Raw genomic sequence first — 18,999 nt, forward strand, 5'->3', positions numbered from 1 at the left:
CGATATGAAGAAACAGGCGCCGGTTCCGGTCGAAAATCCGGCTATGCCGCTCGGCAAACGCAATTACGTTATGATTTTGTGCGGGATCGCCGCGATCGTTCTCGGTTTTATCCTGCTCAGCGGCGGCGGCAGCGAAGATCCCGCCACCCAGTTCGATTACGGTATGTTCAGCTTCCGGAGGCTGTACGTAGCTCCCGTGCTGTTGCTGGCCGGGTTCCTGTTCGGGATATACGCCATCATGTACCGTCCGAAAGACAAAACGAAAGACAACGCCGATTCCGGAAACGAATAAATGGGAACCATCGACGCCATCCTGCTCGGCCTGCTCCAGGGGCTGACCGAGTTTCTTCCCGTGAGTTCGTCCGGGCACCTTGTCATTTTGGGGAATATCCTCGGTACCGATGTGGACAATACCACTTTCGCCATTCTCGTGCATGCCGCCACCGTGCTGGCCACCATCACCGTATTCTGGGGCGAGATCCTGCAACTGCTCCGTGGCGGGCTGCGGTTCAGGGCCAATCCCGAATCGAAATACCTGGTCAGGATCATCGTTTCGATGATTCCGGTAGCCGTGGTCGGCCTGTTTTTCAAAGAACAGGTCGAAGCCCTGTTCGGCAACGGCGTGCGGTTTGTCGGCTGCATGCTGTTCGTGACAGCCGCCTTGCTGTTGCTGACCCATTTCGTCAAACCGAAAAAAACGCGGAACATTACCGTCAAAGACGCTTTTGTCATCGGGTTGGCGCAGGCTGTGGCGGTGATTCCCGGCATCTCGCGTTCCGGCTCCACGATCGCGACCGGCATGCTGTTGGGCGACGATAAGACGCAACTGGCTAAATTTTCGTTCCTGATGGTGCTGGTGCCGATTCTCGGCGAAGCTTTCCTCGAACTGGTGAAAGGCGAATTTTCGCCCGCGGCGTCGGGCATATCGGGTTACGCGCTGGCGGCGGGATTCCTGGCGGCTTACCTGTCCGGCCTGTTCGCCTGCAAAGTGATGATCCGTATCGTGAGCCGCGGCAAACTGTGGTGGTTCGCCCTTTATTGCGCCGTGGCCGGCGCCGTGGCCGTTACTCTCGGATAATTTTCCACATGGCAGAAACTTTACTGGAAACATGGGGGCCGGACTACCCGTTCGCCGAAGGGCTGGTGATTCCGGTCGATAAACCGCTGGGGTGGACCTCGACCGACGTGGTGCGTAAGGTGCGGACCCTGATGCGCAAACTGGGGCATCGCAAAATCAAGGTCGGGCATGCCGGAACGCTCGACCCGCTGGCTACCGGCGTATTGCTGGTCTGCGTGGGACGGGCCACCAAACGGGTGGACGAATTACAGGCCGAAGAGAAAGAGTATCTGGCGACGGTCGAACTGGGGGCCACTACGCCGAGCTACGACCTGGAACATCCGGTGGATGCGCGTTATCCCTGGGAGCATATCACGGCGGAGCAGGTCGGAGAGGTGCTGCGGGGGTTCGTGGGGGAACAGGAGCAGGAGCCGCCTCTCTATTCGGCCAAAAAACTGGAGGGCCGGAGGGCGTACGAGTATGCCCGCGAAGGCGAGGAGGTGAAGATGCGCAAAGCGTCGATTACGATCTATTCGGCGCAGGTCGAATCTTGCGGTTTGCCGGAGATTCCGCGGGTGGAGGTGCGTATCGTTTGCAGCAAAGGGACCTATGTCCGTTCGTTCGCGCGCGACCTGGGCGAACGGTTGGGGAGCGGTGCCCATCTGGTGGCCCTCAGACGGGTGCGCAGCGGCGGATTCCGGGCGGAGGATTGTATCTCGCTGGAGGATTTGCAGGCCCGATTGTTCCCTGTCGTGAAAACGGATGAAACAAATCCGGTATAATTCCGTATATATTTTACCGCTCGTTTATTCGGCACTGTGTTTATTTCGGTTTGTAGCGGCGAGCATCGCGAGCCGCGCGGGACGGACGTCCGCGTAGACCGTAACACGCCGCTTACGCGCCGCGATGCCGCCTGCCCGGGCGTCCGGCTCAACGGTTCATTTTAACAGGCACGGCGCAAAATAAACGAAACATAAAAGTAATCTACCTGATTATTAGCCCATGAAGCTTTCGCAGTACAAGTACGACTTTTCGCCCGACATGCTGGCGAAGTATCCCGCCGAGAATCGAGACGAATCGCGCCTGCTCGTTTTCGACCGTAAGAGCGGCAAAATCGAGCACAAAATATTCAAAGACATCATCGGTTACTTCAAGGAAGGCGACGTGATGATCTTCAACAATACGAAAGTTTTTCCCGCCCGGCTTTACGGCAATAAGGAGAAGACCGGCGCCGAGATCGAAATCTTCCTGCTGCGCGAACTGAACCGCGAGCAGCGGCTTTGGGACGTGCTGGTCGATCCGGCCCGCAAGATACGGATCGGGAACAAACTCTATTTCGGCGACGACGATGCGTTGGTGGCCGAAGTGATCGATAACACGACTTCGCGCGGGCGTACGCTGCGTTTTCTGTTCGACGGCGACTACGACCAGTTCAAGGCCGCATTGTACAAATTGGGCGAGACGCCGCTGCCGCGTTGGATACGCCCGAAGGTGGAACCGATCGATGCGGAACGTTACCAGACCATTTACGCCAAGGTCGAAGGGGCGGTGGCGGCTCCGACGGCGGGTCTCCATTTCAGCAAGCATCTGCTCAAGCGGCTGGAGATTAAAGGAGTCGGGTGCGCTGAGGTGACTTTGCATGTGGGGTTGGGAAATTTCCGTTCGGTGGATGTGGAAGACCTGACCAAGCACAAGATGGACAGCGAGCAAATCTTCATCTCGGAAGAGGCGGTGAAAATCGTCAATACGGCCCGGGCGAAGGAAAAACGGGTATGTGCCATCGGGACGACGGTGATGCGGACGATCGAAAGCTCGGTTTCGACGGACGGCATGCTCAAACCGTTCGAGGGCTGGACGAACAAGTTCATCTTCCCGCCTTACGAGTTCAGCGTGGCCAATGCGATGGTCACCAATTTCCACTTGCCGTATTCCACGCAGCTGATGATGGTTTCGGCGTTCGCGGGCTATGATCAGCTGATGAATCTCTATGAGGTGGCCAAAAAAGAAGACTATAAGTTCGGTACCTACGGCGATGCCATGCTGATCCTCTGAAACCGTCCGCTTATTCCGTACCGTCAGGTTTGAGTGAACAGTTCTCTTAATAAACCGAGTTTCATGGAAAATCCGTTGGAGATCAACAATTCGGGTGAGAAGATGCGTTTGTGGACGCAGGATCTCGTCAAAAAGTACAAATCGCGCACCGTAGTGAACGGCGTCTCGATCGATGTCGAGCAGGGCGAGATCGTCGGTCTGCTCGGCCCCAACGGGGCCGGTAAGACCACCACTTTCTATATGACCGTGGGGTTGATCAAACCCAATGCCGGGCAAATATTCCTCAACGACTTGGAGATTACCAAAGAACCCGTTTATCGCCGTGCGCAGCTCGGCGTGGGTTATCTGGCTCAGGAGGCCTCCGTTTTCCGGCGGCTCTCCGTCGAGGACAACATCCGGGCTGTGCTCCAGATGACCGATTACTCCAAAGAGTACCAGCGCGAACGTATCGAATACCTTATCAAGGAATTTTCGCTCCAGAAAGTACGCAAAAGCCTCGGCCAGCAGCTTTCGGGCGGAGAACGCCGCCGTACCGAGATCGCCCGCGCCGTGGCCATCAATCCGAAATTCATCTTGCTTGACGAGCCTTTCGCCGGCGTTGATCCGATCGCCGTGGCCGAAATCCAGTCGATCGTCGCTTCGCTGAAAGAAAAAAATATCGGGGTCATCATCACCGACCACAACGTACACGAAACGTTGAGCATCACCGACCGCACCTATATCCTGGTCGAGGGGAAGGTGATCCGCACCGGTACCGCCGAAGAGCTTGCCGCCGACGAATTCGTACGACGCGTTTATCTCGGGCCGGATTTCGAGTTGCGGAAAGTCAGAAAATAACGTTATGCCCGACCGGTACGATAAGGACTCCTGCGATGATTGTTCCGTTCGCAGGAGTTTTTTATCGGATACGTTTTTTTTGACGATAAAAATAGTTATATTTGAGTGGCAGTCGGATACGATTTCGCACGAAATAGGCTATTGGGGCTACCTGGTTATATATTTCGATATACCGATTCGTTTTCGCGGATACTGTCTCGGTTCGCTCCGAACTATGCGGGTTCTTTTGCACGGGTTTGCAGCCTCTACCCACTAAACGAGCGGGAAAAAGGGGATATTAAACCGTACGTTAAATGACAGGGACATGCTTTGCGACCTTTAGGTCGCGCGGGCCGCAGCCTCCCGTAGCGGAGGCCCGCAAAATCAATCGCTCGCGCGATTGTTGCGTTCCCCGCAGGCTGCGGCACTCGGCAAACATAACATTAACCGTACAGTTCATTACCAGGTTCCCCCTTAGTCAGGCCGGAGCCACCCCGGGCGTAGGCCTGCAAGCAGTCCGCGCTGGTTCCGGCCTTGAGTCTGCAAATTAAAAGTAGGTTTAAATAAGTACTTCTTTCGGTGCCTTACTTTGTACTCGAAGTACGGGCAGAGGCTGCCGACCCGGGAATGTGCGATTTTCTGTTCCGACGGTAGTCGGGAACGGGGAATCGTATTCCCGGCGAGTTTTTGTCTCCTTTTTTGGGTCGCTTAAAAAAGGAGATGCCCCGTCGGCATAAGGCGTCCGGAGAAACCGGCGCCCCGTGGTACGAGCGGGCGAAGAAGAACAAGTGTCCGTCGGCGACAGACACACGATTAAACCGTACGGTTAAAATATAAGTTTCCGCGTCAGCGGGCGGGCCGGACGCCTCCCCACGGGAGGCCCGCAACCCTCGTAAACTCGGGGCGGTCTCCCGGGCGCCCGACCCGAATAAAAAATAACCGTACTGTTGGTTGCAACTTCCGCCCGTCCGAAGCGACCGTGCAACGAATCCGGGGGCGGTAAAACGGAATGAAGGGGCCGGAAAGAAACAGGTCCTGTAATCTATTGGAGATTAAAACCTCAGAACGTATCCGAATCAAAAACCCAAACACACCATACCATGAACCGACTTCTCTCTTTTGCGCTGTTTTCCGTAGCCGCGGTCGGCACGACGGCTTCCGCGCAGCAGAAATTCACCCTGACCGGTCGGATAGACGGTCTGCAAACCGGCGACACCCTGCGCTTCGAACGGGTTATTCATCCGAACTGGGAGCGCGAATTCGCCTTCGATGTCGTGGTCGGGCAGCCCGGGACTTTTCAATACCGGGGCAAGCAGGAACACGACCAACACTACCTGATGACTTACCTTCCGAAAGAGGGTAAAGCCCCGCGCTGCGACCGGAGCGGCAAAGAGGTGATCGTGACCGGCGGCGACCGCATCCGATTCAGCGGTACGGCCGACGAGATCTATTATTGCGCCCTCGGCGGCGGTATTTACGACGATCCTTTACTGGCCGAAACGTTACGTTTGGAAGACTCTCTGGGGATGATCCGCGGTAGTTACGCCCGCGAAATCGAAGCGGCTTATGCCCGTAAAGACACCGCGGGCGCAAGAAGGTACACCCAGTTATTCAACAACTTCGGCCGGAGCGGATCCGACCCCGGTTTCGACCGTGTGCGCGAAGCTCGCAAAGCCTATGCCGAAGCCCACCCCGACGGGACGCTTTACCTGTTGATCCAAAATATTCCGTCCATCGCTTACAAACCGATCGGGGAATCCAAAGCCGCTTATGCAGCCTACTCGCCGGAGCTGAAAGCCGGTTATTACGGCCGGTTGTATGCCGAAACGCTGGCCGGCATGGAACGGCTCGCCGACGGCCAGCCCGCACCGGATTTCTCGGTGGTGACCGTCGCCGGCGAAACGGTGACTAAGAAAGATTATCGGGACGGTTACCTGTTGATCTACCACTGGGGGTTGTGCCCGGGATCGATTTATATCGACGGACAGGTGCGTGAATTATACGACAAGTATAAAGACAAGGGGCTGGAGGTGATAGGACTGACCGAATCCGTCGCCACGATCCGCCAAGTGTACGAGGGACTGCCGAAAGACGAAAAGACGCCGTCGGCCGGCGTCGAAGACATGCGTCCCGTATTGGCCGGCATGCTGGAACATCCCTGGACCGAAGTCGAGGTCGAGACCGACCATCCGGACAACCGATCGTTGATGGACGCCTATAAATTCAGCGGTTGGCCGTTTTTCGTGCTGATCGGCCCGGATGGGAAGATCGAGGCCCGCGGCTTTACCGACGCCTTTTTCAAGGCCCGGACCCTGCTCGACGAGAAGTTGGGCGCTCCGGCCGAGTAAACGGACGGAACGGTCAAGGCCTGACCTGACCGGGAAGGGCCGGGGAAACGGCCGACGAATAACCGAGGGGCGGTAAAGCACGATGCTTTACCGCCCCTCGGTTCAAAAACGGTCGGCGCCCGATCTTATTAGCGGGTGACGAAATCCTGTTTTTTCAGCGACCAGTCATTGTCGAAGAATCCGGCCGTTTCGACGGCATCCAGGCCGTCTTTCAACATGTCGGCCCGGAAGATCATGAGGTCCGGAAAACCCGTGATGCCCGAAATGTAGTTGTTCGGACTGGTAGCCCGCATCCCGGCCTCGCCGGTACCGGTCACGACGCCGACAAGGACATCCGGGAACTCCGGATGCGGATAGACGAAATAAGCTCCGAGGTCGTCCCCCCGATAGGAACGGCCGCCCATCGAAACTTCGCCGTCCCGCACCTGTACCGGACAATCTTTCAACAACTGCGCCCAGGCTCGGTTATTGTCCGCATTGCCGTACAGGACTACATTGCGGCCGGCGTATTTCTTCATATCGTACGCCTTGTCCGGGACGATGTCCACCGACCCGTTGCCCCGATAGTAGAACGTCTCCGCATCGAAACGCGCCTTGGCCTGCCACCAGGCATTCTCTGCCGGAGTTCCGGCAGTCGAATAGACGAACACCATCCGGTTGTCGAAAGCCTGTTTGAATCCGCCGTAACGCCGGGCGTTTTTCTCTTTCGGGTCGATCTTGTCCAGCACTTTCCATTTTCCGTCGCGGTAAGCGACGATCGCTTTGCGCGAGGTCGGAACCGTGAGCCGCTGCCCGTCGCCGAACGCGATAACCGTTTCGGCGGCCTTCATCTTCAGCGCAGGCAGGTCGAAAGTCAGCAACGCCGCATTTTCGGCCACGACTACGCGGATCGTGGTGTCGCCTTCGCGCTGCACCTTTACATTCGTGTAGCGGTAGGGACTTTCCTGTTGTTCCACAGTCAGCCAGTAATCCTGTGCCGAGATGGCGGGCGATGCGGTGTAGAAATCGATTTCGTCTACCCGGCTTTCCGCAGGGATCGAGTGGCGGGCGAAGAATTCGAAAATCGGGGGCCAGTCCACGCTGGCGTCGCCGAACCAGTGTTCGCCGCCCGGAAATTCGTGGTAACAGAAGTCGGTATGGAACCGGCCCAGCGTTTCGCGCATGATGTGGGCCTGTTCGGGCGGTACCACATTGTCGGCCGATCCGTGATGGATATATACGCCCGACTGCTTCAGGTTGCGGGCCAGCGCCTGTACGCGGCCTGCCGCCGCGCCCCGTTCGAAGGGTTCGAAGAGCGGATGACGGCGGTGCATGGCGTCCCCCCTGCCGCTGCCGTAGCCCGCGATGTCCGGATAACCGGCGCAGGGGGCGATGGCGGCGAATTTGTCGGGATAGGTCGTACCGAGGAACCAGGTGCCGTGGCCGCCCATCGAATGGCCGGTCAGGTAGATGCGTGCGGTGTCGGTGGGGAAGATGCGTTGTGCCTCTTCCAGCACCTCCAGGGCGTCGATGCGGCCCCACTCTTCCCAGTTGAAACCGTAGGGCCGGCGGTTGGTCGGAGCGACGATATTGACCCATTCCTTTTGTTTATAGGCGCGGGCTTGGTTGCGGGCTTCGACGGAGGCGCCGTGCACGGTCAGGATGAACGCCTTGGCACCCGTGTCCGCCGGTTCCGTCCGCAGGGCCGGGGCCACGCTGTAATATTGCACGCTGCCGTCGATGCGGCTCACGAAAGTGCGCTCGTGGTGTACGTCCGGGGCTACCTGCCGCAGGGCGATGGTCACGGTGTCGATGACTTTACGGTTCCGGAGCAGTTCCAGCCGGGCCGATACGTTGCCTTTCAGTTCGGGGCGGTCGGTGCCGGGAACCCGGAATTTGACTTTCCGAACGGCCATCGGCAGGATATCGTCGGTCTTGTATTCCACGCTTTTCGCGGCCCGGTTGCCGTCCGGCAGGATGAGGGTCGTGCGGATGCTCAGCCCTTCGAGGGGTTTCTCGGTAGCGTTCACCACGCGGATCGCGGCCCATTTCGGATCGTCCTCCCCGGCGATCAGGTCGGGCAGGGTCAGGTCGCGTTTGGTGAACATCACCGGTTTGTCGGGTTTGACCAGTTTCGATTCCACGCGTCCGAACCGGCCGGGGGTGTAGACGATTTCGTTCAGTCCCGCTTTCAACCGCACGGGGATCAGGGTATAACCGAAGTCGTAATGATCGCCTTCATGGGGTTCGCCGTTGATGTAGGTGCGCGTTCCGCCGGTGGTCTCCAACAAGGCGATTTCGGAACGGGGCGATTCGTAGGAGGTGTAGAGGTAGGCCGAACGCATGTGCGGACTGCGGAATGTGCCGGCGGAGTCGGCTGCGATCGGGCTCCATGTCCAGTTGGGCAGTGCCGTGTAACCGTAGCTGAGCCGGTATTTCTGCCCGGGTTTGCGCCGGGCCGCGGCCTGTCTCTCCCGGTGCGACTGATAGGCCATGGGAGCTTCTTTCTGTTTCGGGTAGGAGTATGCGAGGCTGTCGCCTGCTGCGGGGGTCTTGAAACGGTCGGTGGCATAGAGCCAGGCGACCATGTCCTGGCCGTTGTAGAGGGTACCGGCGCCGACGCCGCCGGGCAGGAGCAATCCTTCGCGGAAACGGTGGAAAACCTGCCCTTCGTCGGTGGTTTCCACTTTTTGTTGTCCGAAGATGGCGACGATATTGCCGTCGCCTTCGGAGGTCTGCCGGGCGTGCAGGGTCTGCCCGCCGACGGCGAGTGCGGCGCATAACGCCGTGCCGCGCAAGGTCTTGAGGAAGAATGGAGTCATGCCGTTGTTCTCTGTGGTTATTAATGGAAACCGTAAAAATAACGATTTTCACGGAAAAACCGCATTCCGGAGTACCGGAATGCGGTTTCAGACTGTCGTTCGTGCGGGACGAAGCGCGTGTGCCGCCTGTCGGTCATTCTTTGCCGTCGGACAGGACGGAGGTTTCGACCTCTTCGTATTCGACGTATTCGCCGACGCCTTTGCCGACCTGGTATTCGCTGCGCCGTTCGGCGCGGGTGACGGTCACTTCGCCCTCTTTTTTCTTTTTCCGTCCGGCGGCGGTTCCGGCGCCTCCGAAATGGGTGTAGAAGCCGCGGAACGCTCCGTTGCCGAAAGCGCCTCCGGAGGCCGTGCCGTCGCCGCCGAATTGTTGCTGGAATTCGCGCTGTTTCTTGGCGATCCACCACCGCAGCATCCACCGCCCGATTATTCCGAGCAGCCAGAATCCGGCGAATATGAACAGTATGACGGTCAGGAAAGTCTCCATCTGGACGGGTTACTTGATTGTCTTGCAAAGATAACGCAAAGGAGCGTATTTTTAGTACGCTCCTTCGAACCGGCGGATGTCCGGAACCGGACCTTTATTTTTCGATTTTGCTGAACATGTCTTTGCCCACGCCGCAGAGCGGGCATTCGAAATCGTCCGGCAGGTCTTCGAACGGTGTCCCCGGGGCGATGCCGCCTTCGGGGTATCCTTCTTCGGGGTTATAAACCCAGTCGCATACGTCGCATTTGTAGCTGTCCATGGTAGTAATGAATTTAGTTGTTGGTTGATCGTTCTGTCTCTTATTCGGCAAATATGCCGATGTAGGTATGAGGGGTCAGCGCGCGCAGCTCCTGTTTCACGGGTTCGGGCACGTCCAGACCGTCGATGAAAGCCGCGATGTCGGCCTGCGTGATCCCTTTGTTGGTGCGGGTCAGGGCTTTCAGCGCTTCGTAGGGGTTCGGGTATTTTTCGCGCCGCAGGATGGTCTGTATCCCTTCGGCCACGACGGCCCAGTTGTCGTCCAGATCGCGGTCGATGGCTTCCCGGTTGATAATCAGTTTGCCGAGGCCTTTCATCAGCGAGCTGACGGCGATCAGGGTGTGCGCCACGGGTACGCCGATGTTCCGCAGTACGGTGGAGTCGGTCAGGTCGCGTTGCAGACGGGATACCGGCAATTTTGCTGCCAAATGTTCGAAAATGGCGTTGGCCATTCCCAGATTCCCTTCGGCGTTTTCGAAATCGATCGGATTGACTTTATGCGGCATGGCCGAGGAGCCTACTTCTCCGGCTTTGATTTTCTGCTTGAAATATTCCATCGAGATGTAGGTCCACATGTCGCGCGAGAGATCGACGAGGATGGTGTTGATGCGTTTGAAGGCGTCGAACAGGGCGGCGAGGTTGTCGTAGTGTTCGATCTGGGTGGTGAACTGCGAGCGGTCGAGGCCCAGGGTCCCGTTTACGAACCGGTTGGCGAAAGCGACCCAGTCGATGTCGGGGTAGGCGACGGAGTGGGCGTTGAAGTTGCCGGTCGCTCCTCCGAATTTGGCGGGGAAGGGGATGGCTTTCAGCTGGGCGAGCTGTTTGCCGAGCCGTTCGACGAAGACGCGGATCTCTTTGCCGAGCACGGTAGGCGAGGCGGGCTGTCCGTGGGTGTGGGCCAGCATGGGCACGGAACTCCACGCTTCGGCGAGTTCTTCCAGTTTCCCCAGCAGTTCGTCCAGGGCGGGGTAGTAGATCGCTTCGGTCGCGGCTTTGAGGCTGTATGGCGTGGCGGTGTTGTTGATGTCCTGCGAGGTGAGGCCGAAATGTACGAATTCGCGTTCGTCGCCGAGTCCGATGGCGTCCATCTTCTCTTTGATGAAGTATTCGACGGCTTTCACGTCGTGGTTGGTGGTCTGCTCGATCTCTTTGACGCGCTGGGCGTCGGCGATGCTGAAGTCTTTGTAGATGCCGCGCAGGGCGCCGTAGCGTTTCTTATCGAATGCGGCGAGCTGAGGCAGAGGCTCTTCGCACAGGGCGATGAAGTATTCGATCTCGACTTGCACGCGGTAACGGATCAGGGCGTATTCGGAAAAATATTCGCCTAACTGCTCCACTTTGCCGCGGTAACGACCGTCGACGGGCGAAATGGCTGTCAATCGATTCAATTCCATAAAATGTCTATTTAAGGTTCGTTTATTCGGTACATTAGGTTTGAGGTGACTGTTCTCTTTGTGAACAAAGAGAACCAGAAAAACTTTTTGAGATGCTTCGCATCTCCTGAGCCTGGCGGATGACCTTTCCTTTGAAAACTTGTTCTGTAACGGATAGGGGGCTATCAATGTCGTTACCCGATGCCCTCTATCCGTTACAGAACAAAGAAGTTCGCAAGAAAAGGCTTCTGGCAAACTGAGGGGGCGCAAACCTGCTCGAAAGTTTGGCTTCGCCTTCCTCCTGGCGCCTCGGCTCTTTGGTTCTTTCTTTTCAAAGAAAGAACAGTGGACTCTACCCTCTACGTACAAATAAACGAACGATTAATATTTACGTTTATGCGACGTGCATGTTTTCGACGCGGGAGCGGGCATAGTCCAGTTTGACTCGGAACGTTTTGCGTTTGGTCGCCGGCACCTCGAACATCGCGTCCATCATGATCGCCTCGCAGATCGAGCGCAGTCCCCGCGCCCCCAGTTTGTATTCGATCGCCTTGTCCACGATATAGTCCAGCACATCCGCATCGAACGTCAGTTTTACGCCGTCCAGTTCGAACAGCCGGACATACTGCTTCACGATCGCGTTTTTAGGTTCCGTCAGGATACGTCGCAACGCCTCGCGTCCCAGCGGTTCCAGGTAAGTCAATACCGGGAGGCGGCCGATCAGTTCCGGAATCAGCCCGAAGCTGCGCAAATCTTTCGGCGTGATGTACTGCAACAGATTGTCCCGGTCTACCTCCGCTATCTTCTGCTGTTGGCCGTAGCCCACCACGCGCGTGTTCAGCCGTTGCGCGATCTTCTTCTGCACCCCGTCGAACGCTCCTCCCGCCACGAACAGGATATTCCGGGTATTCACCTGTATGTACTTCTGATCCGGATGTTTACGCCCGCCCTGCGGCGGCACGTTCACCACCGTGCCCTCCAGGATTTTCAGCAACGCCTGCTGCACCCCTTCGCCCGACACGTCGCGCGTGATGGACGGGTTGTCGCTCTTGCGGGCGATCTTGTCGATCTCGTCGATGAAGACGATGCCCCGTTCGGCCGCGGCCACATCGTAATCCGCCGCCTGCAGGAGCCGCGACAGGATGCTTTCGACATCCTCCCCGACGTAGCCCGCCTCGGTCAGCGCCGTGGCGTCCACGATGGCGAACGGCACGTTCAGCAGACGAGCGATCGTCCGGGCGATCAGCGTTTTGCCCGTTCCCGTTTCGCCGACCAGCAGGATGTTCGATTTGTCCAGCTCGATCTCCGCATCCTCCTGGTCGCCCGGATTCGCCATGCCGTGCATCAGCCGTTTGTAATGGTTGTAAACGGCTACCGCGATGTATTTTTTAGCCCGGTCCTGCCCGATGACGTATTGGTCGAGGAACGCTTTGATAGACTGCGGCGTATAGAGCGACATCGCTTCGCCGATCGTCTGTACCGCTTCGTTTTTGGCCCGGCTTTCCATCTCCTGCTGTACGATCTCCCACGCCCGTTCGGCGCAGTTGTCGCAGATGTTGGCCTCCTGTCCGTGGATAATCATTCCGACCTGCGTGGCCGGGGCACCGCAGAACGAACAGTGTTCGTGCGTCTGTCCTTTATTGTTGTTGTCTGCCATGGCGCAATTTCGCTTAGATCTCCTCCCGTTTGGTCAGCACCCCGTCGATCAGGCCGTATTCGGCCGCTTCGGCCGAAGTCATCCAGAAGTCCCGGTCGGCGTCCTGTTCGATTTTTTTGATGTCCACGCCGCTGTGGTCGGCCAGGATGGAGTAGAGTTCCTCTTTGGTTTTCAGTATCTGGCGCGCGGTGATTTCGATGTCGCTGGCCTGGCCTTCGACCCCGCCGAGCGGCTGGTGAATCATGATGCGCGAATGTTGCAGGGCCGAGCGTTTGCCTTTGGTGCCCGCCGTCAGCAGGATGGCCCCCATCGAGGCGGCCATGCCGGTGCAGATGGTCGCCACGTCGGGCGCGATGAGCTGCATGGTGTCGTAGATGCCCAGTCCGGCCGATACCGATCCGCCCGGAGTGTTGAGATAGACCTGTATGTCGCTTTTGGGGTCGGTCGATTCGAGGAAAAGCATCTGGGCCTGGATGATGTTGGCGGCGTCGTCGTAGATCGGCACGCCGAGGAAGATGATGCGGTCCATCATCAGGCGGGAGAATACGTCCATCGTGGCGACGTTCAGCTGCCGCTCTTCGATGATGGTCGGCGAGATATATTCGGCCGCGATGCGGTCGTAACGGTGCATGGCCAGCGAGGAGATTCCGCGTCCGAGCCGCGCGTACCGTTCAAACTCTTTTATAGGATCCATTCGTCGGTGTAAAATGTTGCAAGAAGTAAAATTACGACTTTTTTACAAAATAAGGCGCATCTTGTTGTCAAAATGCGCCTTGCGGGTTGAATATAATTGCACTAAAGACTCGGAGCGCCGGGAGCATCTTGTTTACGACGCTCATGCGTCGCGAACGATTTTCCTGTTCCGGCGGGGGTAGCGCGAACCGGCGGATGTTGCACTCCCGCACAGGTCGGGAAAGCCTGGAGGGAGCGCTATTTCGTGCCGTCCGGAATACCTCGTCCAATGCTAATGCCGGAACGGGTACTACGCCAGTTTCTGGAACTCTTCCGGGCTGACGGTCTTTTCGTTCACTTTGATTTGCGCGGCTACGGCGTCGATCACTTTGCGTTCGCCCACCTTGTCGTAAATCTTGCGTACCTCTTCCTTATTGCCGAGGATCGAGTTCACGAAGTTTTCGAGCATGTCGTCGGCTACGGTATGCATCCCGTAGTACTGGAACTGCATCATGGCCACCTCTTTGGCTTCGGCTTTCACGTCGTCCTGTGTGATTTCGAGGTTGTTCGCTTTCATCACCTTGCGGCGGATCAGGTCCCAACGGAGCATATCGAGGAACTGCGGGAATTCCTTTTCGATCTCTTCCATCGAGAATTTGCCTTCGTTCACGCGGTAGAGCCAGTTTTTCAGGAACTCTTCCGGCAGGGAGAGGTTCGTTTTTTCCAGCAGGTATTTCCGCATGTCGGCGGTGAACTTGAATTCGGTCTCTTTGGCCAGTTCGCCGCGTACCTGTTCGTCGATTTTGGCGTCGAACTGTTCCGGGGTGGTCACGTCGCCGGCCGGGAAAGCCAGTTTGAAGAACTCTTCGTTCATTTCCGGCTCCGCGAATTTACGGATCTGGGTGATGGTAAAGGTGTATTTCGGATCCATCCCTTCGAGTTCGGCCTCTTTCACGCCGAGGATCGAAGCCCGCTGGGAGGGGGTTTTGTAGATTTCGTTCACATCGACTTCGATCGTGTCGCCGACTTTCTTGCCGATGAACGGCTTGCGGGCCTCTTCGTCCATGCTGATAAGCCCTACGTAGGCGTCTTCGACGGTGGTCTCGCCCTGGGTTAGGGTGCCGGTCAGCGCTTCGTCGTCGGCCACGACGTCCACGTCCGCCAGTTTGCCGAAACGCCGCATGTAGTTGCTGCGGAAACCTTTGCGCATATCGTCGTTCGGTTCGATGACGTATTTGGTGAGGCTGTTCTTTTTGGTCAGCGCCAGCTCCACTTCGGGAGCCAGCCCGATTTCGAATACGAATTCGAAGTCGGTGCCGTTATCGAAATCCAGTTCGCCCTGTTTTTCCGACGGCATCAGGTCGCCCACGGTTTCGATTCCGTTTTCCTTGATATAATCGAACGCGGCATCGGTGGCTTTGCGGTAGGCGCTGTCGGCCACTACGCTTTTGCGGTACATCTTGTTGATGATACCCATCGGCACCATGCCCGGACGGAAGCCCGGCACGTTGGCTTTGCGTTTATAATCCTTGAGTTGTTTGTCCACCTGTTCCTTGTAATCGGCCTCGCCCACGGCGATCCGGAGCAGGGCGGTCTGGTTTTCGAGATTTTCTCTGACTACGTTCATTGAGAGTATCTTGTTAGTTTTATTTGCTTTAAGGAGAGGCAAAGGTAACGGATTTTTACGAAAATCCGCTACTTTTGGCACTGATGACCCTGATTTACGACAAGGCGTTCCGCCGATTGTCCGGTGCAGACGGGCTGCCGGACGGGGATTTCGAAAAGTGCACGTTCCTGGAATGCGATTTTACGGGGGCGGACTTTTCGGATGCCGATTTTGCGGATTGTGCGTTCGAACGGTGCCGTCTGGTCATGTCGAAGTTCGAACAGGCTGGCATGCGGGATGTACTCTTCTCGGGGTGCGAGGTGCGGGGCGTCGATTTCGGTCTTTGCCGCAAATTCGGTTTCTCCACGGCGTTCCGTCGTTGCCACCTCAGTTTTTGCTCGTTCCATGAGCTGAAAATGCCGAAGACGGTGTTCGAGGGGTGTGAGCTGATCGAGTGTTTTTTCTCGGAATGCGACTTGACGCGGGCGGATTTTTCGGCGTGCGATCTGGAACGGACGCTGTTCGAGCGGTGTAAGCTGGAGAAGGCGGATTTCCGCACGGCGTTCCGGTATGCCATCGACCCTGCGGCCAACCGGATGCGGGGCGCCCGGTTTTCGCGCGAGGGGCTGGAGGGGTTGCTCGTACAGTATGGATTGGAGATCGAATAGGGATGGTCCGGTATCGTGTGCCATACCGGCGGCAAAACGGGAAATCCATAAAAGACGCCCCCGCGGCCATCAATGGCCGCGGGGGCGTCTTTTATCGGGGAACGGCATCAGGAGCCGAGGAAGCCGAGCAGGATACCGGCCGCTACTGCCGAACCGATCACCCCGGCGACGTTCGGTCCCATCGCGTGCATCAACAGGTAGTTGGTCTTGTCGTATTTGATGCCGACTTCCTGCGAAACGCGGGCCGAGTCGGGCACGGCCGAGACGCCGGCGTTCCCGATCAGCGGGTTGATCTTATTGCCCTCTTTGAGGAACAGGTTGAAGAATTTGACGAACAGCACGCCGCCGAAAGTGGCCACCACGAACGAGGCGGCGCCCAGGCCGAAGATGCCGAGCGATTTCCAGGTCAGGAAGGTGGTCGCCTGCGTGGAAGCGCCCACGGTCAGGCCGATCAGGATCGTCACGATGTCGATCAGCGGCCCGCTCGCGGTGTTGGCCAACCGTTTGGTCACTCCGCTCTCTTTCAGAAGGTTACCGAAGAAGAGCATCCCCAGCAGGGGCAGGCCGGAGGGTACGAGGAAACAGGTCAGCAGCATCCCGATGATGGGGAAGAGCACTTTCTCGCGCTGCGACACCTGGCGCGGCGGTTTCATGCGGATCACCCGCTCTTTTTTCGTGGTGAGCAGCTTCATGATCGGCGGCTGGATCACCGGTACCAGCGCCATATAGGAGTAGGCCGCGATGGCGATGGCTCCCATCAGGTCGGGCGCGAGTTTCGAGCTGAGGAAGATGGCTGTCGGGCCGTCGGCCCCGCCGATAATCCCGATGGCCCCGGCTTCGGCGGCCGTAAAGCCCAGCGCGAGCGCGGCGATATAGGCTCCGAAGATGCCTAACTGCGCGGCTGCCCCGATCAGCATCAGTTTCGGGTTGGAAATCAGGGCCGAAAAGTCGGTCATCGCTCCGATTCCGAGGAAAATCAGCGGGGGATAGACGCCTTTGAGCACGCCGAAATAGAGGTAGTTCATGACGGAACCGTCTTCGTAAACCCCGATCTGGAGGCCGGGTACGAACGGAATGTTTCCCACCAGAATACCGAAACCGATGGGCAGCAGGAGCATCGGTTCGTATTTCTTGGCGATAGCCAGGTAGATGAAGGCCAGGCCGAAGCAGATCATGATCAGATGCCCCGGCGTGACGTTCGCAAAACCGGTATAGCTCAGGAACTGCTGGAGGTTCGCGCCGATAAATTCGAAAAAGCTGTGGTTCTCCATAGTACGCTATCCGATTGTGATTAATATATCGCCTTCGAGCACGGAGTCGCCTTTGCGGGCTTTGATCTCTTTCACGGTGCCGTCGCGGTCGGAGTCGATGTTGTTCTCCATTTTCATCGCTTCGAGGATCATCAGCCGCTGGCCGGTCTTCACTGCGTCGCCTACGTGTACCATTACGTCGAGCACGACGCCGGGCAGCGGCGATTTGATGTTTCCTGCGGCTACCGAGGCGGTCGAAGCGGGGCTGGCGGTCCGGGCGGTCGCCGGATGCGGGTCGGTATCGGCCACGGCGGGTTGTTGTACGATCTTGGGGGTTTTGGTGACTTTCGGAGCGGTCATCCCTTCCACTTCTACTTCGTATTGGGTGCCGTTGACGTTCACCAATGCGGTGTTGTCTTCTACGTTCGATACGGATACGGCGTATTCGTTGCCGTTGATCTTGATCTTATACTCTTTCATGTAAATTCTTTTTTAACGGTCCGTTTATCCATACTCTTGGGTAGAGTCCACTGTTCTTTCTTTTCAAAGAAAGAACCAAAGAGCCGACGCAGCAGCCGAGCGTCATCGAACTCGTTCGGATGGCCGAGGCGCCAGGAGGAAGGCGAAGCCAAACTTTCGAGCAGGTTTGCGATTCCTCGTTTATCGGAAACCTTTTTCTTGCAGACTTCTTTGTTCTGTAACGGATAGGGGCATCAGGTATACGCTGTTATAGCCCCTATCCGTTACAGAACAAGCTCATTTCTAAAGAATAGGTTATCCGCCAGGCTCAGGAGGTGCGAAGCATCTCAAAAAGTTTTTCTGGTTCTCGCTAACTGCGCTGCGCTTGTTTTGCCTGCGGCTTCCTCGTGCTACCTTGCCAAAGACCGTGAACGGTCTTTGGTCTCGGAACGCTACTCGGTTCCTCCTCGCCGCTTACCATAGCCCGCAAGCGGTCTCCGGATGCGCTGGCAGCGTCGGTTGTTCACAAAGAGAACAGTTCACGCTACCCAAACAATATGGATAAACGAACGGTGAAAGGGACGGTTTATTTGCGGTTAGGCTGGTTGTCGATACCGTAGATTTTGGAACTCCACGGCGAGTAAGCCCGCGCCACACGGTTGATGGTCAGGACGTGCGATTCGATGTCGTGCAGATCTTCCTCGTAACGGCGCAGCGCGACGGCGATAGCCGCAATCTCCTCGCCGATCAGTCCGGGTTCCGGTTTGACGGCCGTTTTCACCGCCTCCGGCATGGCCGATACGGCTTTCTGCTCTTTTTTGAGCGACGCCCGTATCATCGACTTACCGATGAACTTGAACGACAGGTAAAGCAGGATCAGCGCCGAGAACACCACAGACATGGCAGTGATCGCCATGACCGCCCCCGAAGGGTCCCGTTGCCGGAACTTCTCCGAAGCCAGCATCTTCTCTTCGATTTCATTGGCCTGCATCGGAGTGATCCCCGCCAGCGGGCCGAAAGTCTCCTCTCCCGTTTCCGGATCGTCCGTCCAACCGATCGACACGTCCGGCTGCTGGGCTGCCACATCGTAAAGAATCGAATCCACGACATTCTTTCCTTGGTCCATAAAGGCCAGGTAGCCTGTTTCGTCCAGCACGAAATTGGTATGGAACGTCCCCCGGTTCGAAGTGCTGTCCGCAAAGAAAATCACATAGCCCTGCGGCGCGATTAGCGTGCGGGCGTCGTTCTTCGGGATGCGGTAAGTCCGCGTCGCGTCTCCCTGTTTTACAGTCAGGTAAGCCCCGCCGATGTTCACGCTCGAATACCCCGTGTTGTACAGTTCGATCCAGCCCACGTGGTTGCCGTGGTCATCGACATAGCTGGTGCGGTTGTCCACCAGTACCTCGTTGATCCGGATATCTTTCAGTCCCTGCGCCCGCAGCACGCCGCCGGCGGATACGGCGAGGCACAGGATAAGCAATAGTCTCTTCATCAT

17 protein-coding genes are annotated in these 18,999 nt (G+C 57.3%); 7 read left to right on the top strand and 10 right to left on the bottom strand.

The window, feature by feature from the left end; genetic code table 11:
* Positions 1 to 4 precede the first annotated feature (4 nt).
* The 6 genes from RIKMI_RS0107370 (at position 5) to RIKMI_RS0107395 (ending at position 6,273) form a co-directional block, all read left to right on the top strand.
* Entirely contained in the window at positions 5 to 292 is a 288-nt protein-coding gene (locus RIKMI_RS0107370; protein ID WP_027291078.1) for a DUF3098 domain-containing protein, read from the top strand.
* Complete coding sequence (locus RIKMI_RS0107375; RefSeq protein ID WP_027291079.1) at positions 293 to 1,078, top strand: undecaprenyl-diphosphate phosphatase; 786 nt, start codon at positions 293 to 295, stop codon at positions 1,076 to 1,078.
* Between the two features lie 8 nt (positions 1,079 to 1,086).
* Positions 1,087 to 1,839: a tRNA pseudouridine(55) synthase TruB gene (gene truB, locus RIKMI_RS13390; RefSeq protein ID WP_051214410.1), complete on the top strand. Its 753-nt coding sequence runs from the start codon at positions 1,087 to 1,089 to the stop codon at positions 1,837 to 1,839.
* 220 nt (positions 1,840 to 2,059) lie between these two features.
* Complete coding sequence (gene queA / locus RIKMI_RS0107385) at positions 2,060 to 3,109, top strand: tRNA preQ1(34) S-adenosylmethionine ribosyltransferase-isomerase QueA (protein WP_027291080.1); 1,050 nt, start codon at positions 2,060 to 2,062, stop codon at positions 3,107 to 3,109.
* Between the two features lie 102 nt (positions 3,110 to 3,211).
* A complete protein-coding gene (gene lptB, locus RIKMI_RS0107390) occupies positions 3,212 to 3,946 on the top strand; it encodes an LPS export ABC transporter ATP-binding protein (protein WP_027291081.1) in 735 nt (244 codons plus the stop codon).
* A 1,079-nt stretch (positions 3,947 to 5,025) separates the two neighbouring features.
* Positions 5,026 to 6,273, top strand: coding sequence for a peroxiredoxin family protein (locus RIKMI_RS0107395; protein WP_037291686.1), 1,248 nt, complete (start codon positions 5,026 to 5,028; stop codon positions 6,271 to 6,273).
* A gap of 128 nt (positions 6,274 to 6,401) precedes the next feature.
* On the opposite strand, the gene RIKMI_RS0107400 is transcribed toward RIKMI_RS0107395, so the two are convergent.
* The 7 genes from RIKMI_RS0107400 to tig form a co-directional block, all read right to left on the bottom strand.
* On the bottom strand, positions 6,402 to 9,074 hold the full coding sequence (locus tag RIKMI_RS0107400; RefSeq protein WP_051214411.1) for a carboxylesterase family protein: 2,673 nt from the start codon (positions 9,072 to 9,074) through the stop codon (positions 6,402 to 6,404).
* A gap of 133 nt (positions 9,075 to 9,207) precedes the next feature.
* Complete coding sequence (locus tag RIKMI_RS0107405) at positions 9,208 to 9,561, bottom strand: DUF4834 family protein (RefSeq protein WP_027291084.1); 354 nt, start codon at positions 9,559 to 9,561, stop codon at positions 9,208 to 9,210.
* Between the two features lie 94 nt (positions 9,562 to 9,655).
* Complete coding sequence (locus tag RIKMI_RS14615; RefSeq protein ID WP_084135221.1) at positions 9,656 to 9,820, bottom strand: rubredoxin; 165 nt, start codon at positions 9,818 to 9,820, stop codon at positions 9,656 to 9,658.
* Between the two features lie 40 nt (positions 9,821 to 9,860).
* Positions 9,861 to 11,213: an adenylosuccinate lyase gene (gene purB / locus RIKMI_RS0107415; RefSeq protein ID WP_027291085.1), complete on the bottom strand. Its 1,353-nt coding sequence runs from the start codon at positions 11,211 to 11,213 to the stop codon at positions 9,861 to 9,863.
* Positions 11,214 to 11,586: 373 nt separating this feature from the next.
* The gene (clpX, locus tag RIKMI_RS0107420; RefSeq protein WP_027291086.1) at positions 11,587 to 12,849 is read right to left on the bottom strand and encodes an ATP-dependent Clp protease ATP-binding subunit ClpX; all 1,263 of its coding nucleotides are present in this window, start codon (positions 12,847 to 12,849) and stop codon (positions 11,587 to 11,589) included.
* Positions 12,850 to 12,862: 13 nt separating this feature from the next.
* Positions 12,863 to 13,534 carry an ATP-dependent Clp protease proteolytic subunit gene (locus RIKMI_RS0107425; RefSeq protein WP_027291087.1) on the bottom strand — a complete coding sequence of 224 codons (672 nt, stop codon included), beginning with the start codon at positions 13,532 to 13,534 and terminating at the stop codon, positions 12,863 to 12,865.
* Positions 13,535 to 13,831: 297 nt separating this feature from the next.
* Positions 13,832 to 15,148 (bottom strand): trigger factor, encoded by a 1,317-nt coding sequence (gene tig / locus RIKMI_RS0107430; RefSeq protein ID WP_027291088.1) that lies wholly within the window; start codon positions 15,146 to 15,148, stop codon positions 13,832 to 13,834.
* An 83-nt stretch (positions 15,149 to 15,231) separates the two neighbouring features.
* On the opposite strand from tig, the gene RIKMI_RS0107435 reads away from it, so the two are divergent.
* Positions 15,232 to 15,795, top strand: coding sequence for a pentapeptide repeat-containing protein (locus tag RIKMI_RS0107435; RefSeq protein WP_027291089.1), 564 nt, complete (start codon positions 15,232 to 15,234; stop codon positions 15,793 to 15,795).
* Positions 15,796 to 15,902: 107 nt separating this feature from the next.
* Here the strand turns inward: RIKMI_RS0107435 and RIKMI_RS0107440 are convergent, their stop codons facing one another.
* The 3 genes from RIKMI_RS0107440 to RIKMI_RS0107450 all read right to left on the bottom strand — a co-directional run bounded on the left by RIKMI_RS0107440 (position 15,903) and on the right by RIKMI_RS0107450 (position 18,999).
* Positions 15,903 to 17,066 (bottom strand): sodium ion-translocating decarboxylase subunit beta, encoded by a 1,164-nt coding sequence (locus tag RIKMI_RS0107440; protein ID WP_027291090.1) that lies wholly within the window; start codon positions 17,064 to 17,066, stop codon positions 15,903 to 15,905.
* Between the two features lie 6 nt (positions 17,067 to 17,072).
* Positions 17,073 to 17,525: a biotin/lipoyl-containing protein gene (locus tag RIKMI_RS0107445; protein ID WP_027291091.1), complete on the bottom strand. Its 453-nt coding sequence runs from the start codon at positions 17,523 to 17,525 to the stop codon at positions 17,073 to 17,075.
* A 565-nt stretch (positions 17,526 to 18,090) separates the two neighbouring features.
* A complete protein-coding gene (locus RIKMI_RS0107450) occupies positions 18,091 to 18,999 on the bottom strand; it encodes an OadG family transporter subunit (protein ID WP_037291691.1) in 909 nt (302 codons plus the stop codon).

This window comes from Rikenella microfusus DSM 15922 (genome assembly GCF_000427365.1).
Taxonomy (GTDB): Bacteria; Bacteroidota; Bacteroidia; order Bacteroidales; family Rikenellaceae; genus Rikenella; species Rikenella microfusus.

Excerpts from the sequence above, each read along its gene's own strand:
- RIKMI_RS0107370 (WP_027291078.1), top strand. The coding sequence starts at position 5 with ATGAAGAAACAGGCGCCGGTTCCGGTCGAAAATCCGGCTATGCCGCTC.
- RIKMI_RS0107375 (WP_027291079.1), top strand. The coding sequence starts at position 293 with ATGGGAACCATCGACGCCATCCTGCTCGGCCTGCTCCAGGGGCTGACC.
- truB (WP_051214410.1), top strand. The coding sequence starts at position 1,087 with ATGGCAGAAACTTTACTGGAAACATGGGGGCCGGACTACCCGTTCGCC.
- queA (WP_027291080.1), top strand. The coding sequence starts at position 2,060 with ATGAAGCTTTCGCAGTACAAGTACGACTTTTCGCCCGACATGCTGGCG.
- lptB (WP_027291081.1), top strand. The coding sequence starts at position 3,212 with ATGCGTTTGTGGACGCAGGATCTCGTCAAAAAGTACAAATCGCGCACC.
- RIKMI_RS0107395 (WP_037291686.1), top strand. The coding sequence starts at position 5,026 with ATGAACCGACTTCTCTCTTTTGCGCTGTTTTCCGTAGCCGCGGTCGGC.
- RIKMI_RS0107400 (WP_051214411.1), bottom strand. The coding sequence starts at position 9,074 with ATGACTCCATTCTTCCTCAAGACCTTGCGCGGCACGGCGTTATGCGCC.
- RIKMI_RS0107405 (WP_027291084.1), bottom strand. The coding sequence starts at position 9,561 with ATGGAGACTTTCCTGACCGTCATACTGTTCATATTCGCCGGATTCTGG.
- RIKMI_RS14615 (WP_084135221.1), bottom strand. The coding sequence starts at position 9,820 with ATGGACAGCTACAAATGCGACGTATGCGACTGGGTTTATAACCCCGAA.
- purB (WP_027291085.1), bottom strand. The coding sequence starts at position 11,213 with ATGGAATTGAATCGATTGACAGCCATTTCGCCCGTCGACGGTCGTTAC.
- clpX (WP_027291086.1), bottom strand. The coding sequence starts at position 12,849 with ATGGCAGACAACAACAATAAAGGACAGACGCACGAACACTGTTCGTTC.
- tig (WP_027291088.1), bottom strand. The coding sequence starts at position 15,148 with ATGAACGTAGTCAGAGAAAATCTCGAAAACCAGACCGCCCTGCTCCGG.
- RIKMI_RS0107435 (WP_027291089.1), top strand. The coding sequence starts at position 15,232 with ATGACCCTGATTTACGACAAGGCGTTCCGCCGATTGTCCGGTGCAGAC.
- RIKMI_RS0107440 (WP_027291090.1), bottom strand. The coding sequence starts at position 17,066 with ATGGAGAACCACAGCTTTTTCGAATTTATCGGCGCGAACCTCCAGCAG.
- RIKMI_RS0107445 (WP_027291091.1), bottom strand. The coding sequence starts at position 17,525 with ATGAAAGAGTATAAGATCAAGATCAACGGCAACGAATACGCCGTATCC.
- RIKMI_RS0107450 (WP_037291691.1), bottom strand. The coding sequence starts at position 18,999 with ATGATGAAGAGACTATTGCTTATCCTGTGCCTCGCCGTATCCGCCGGC.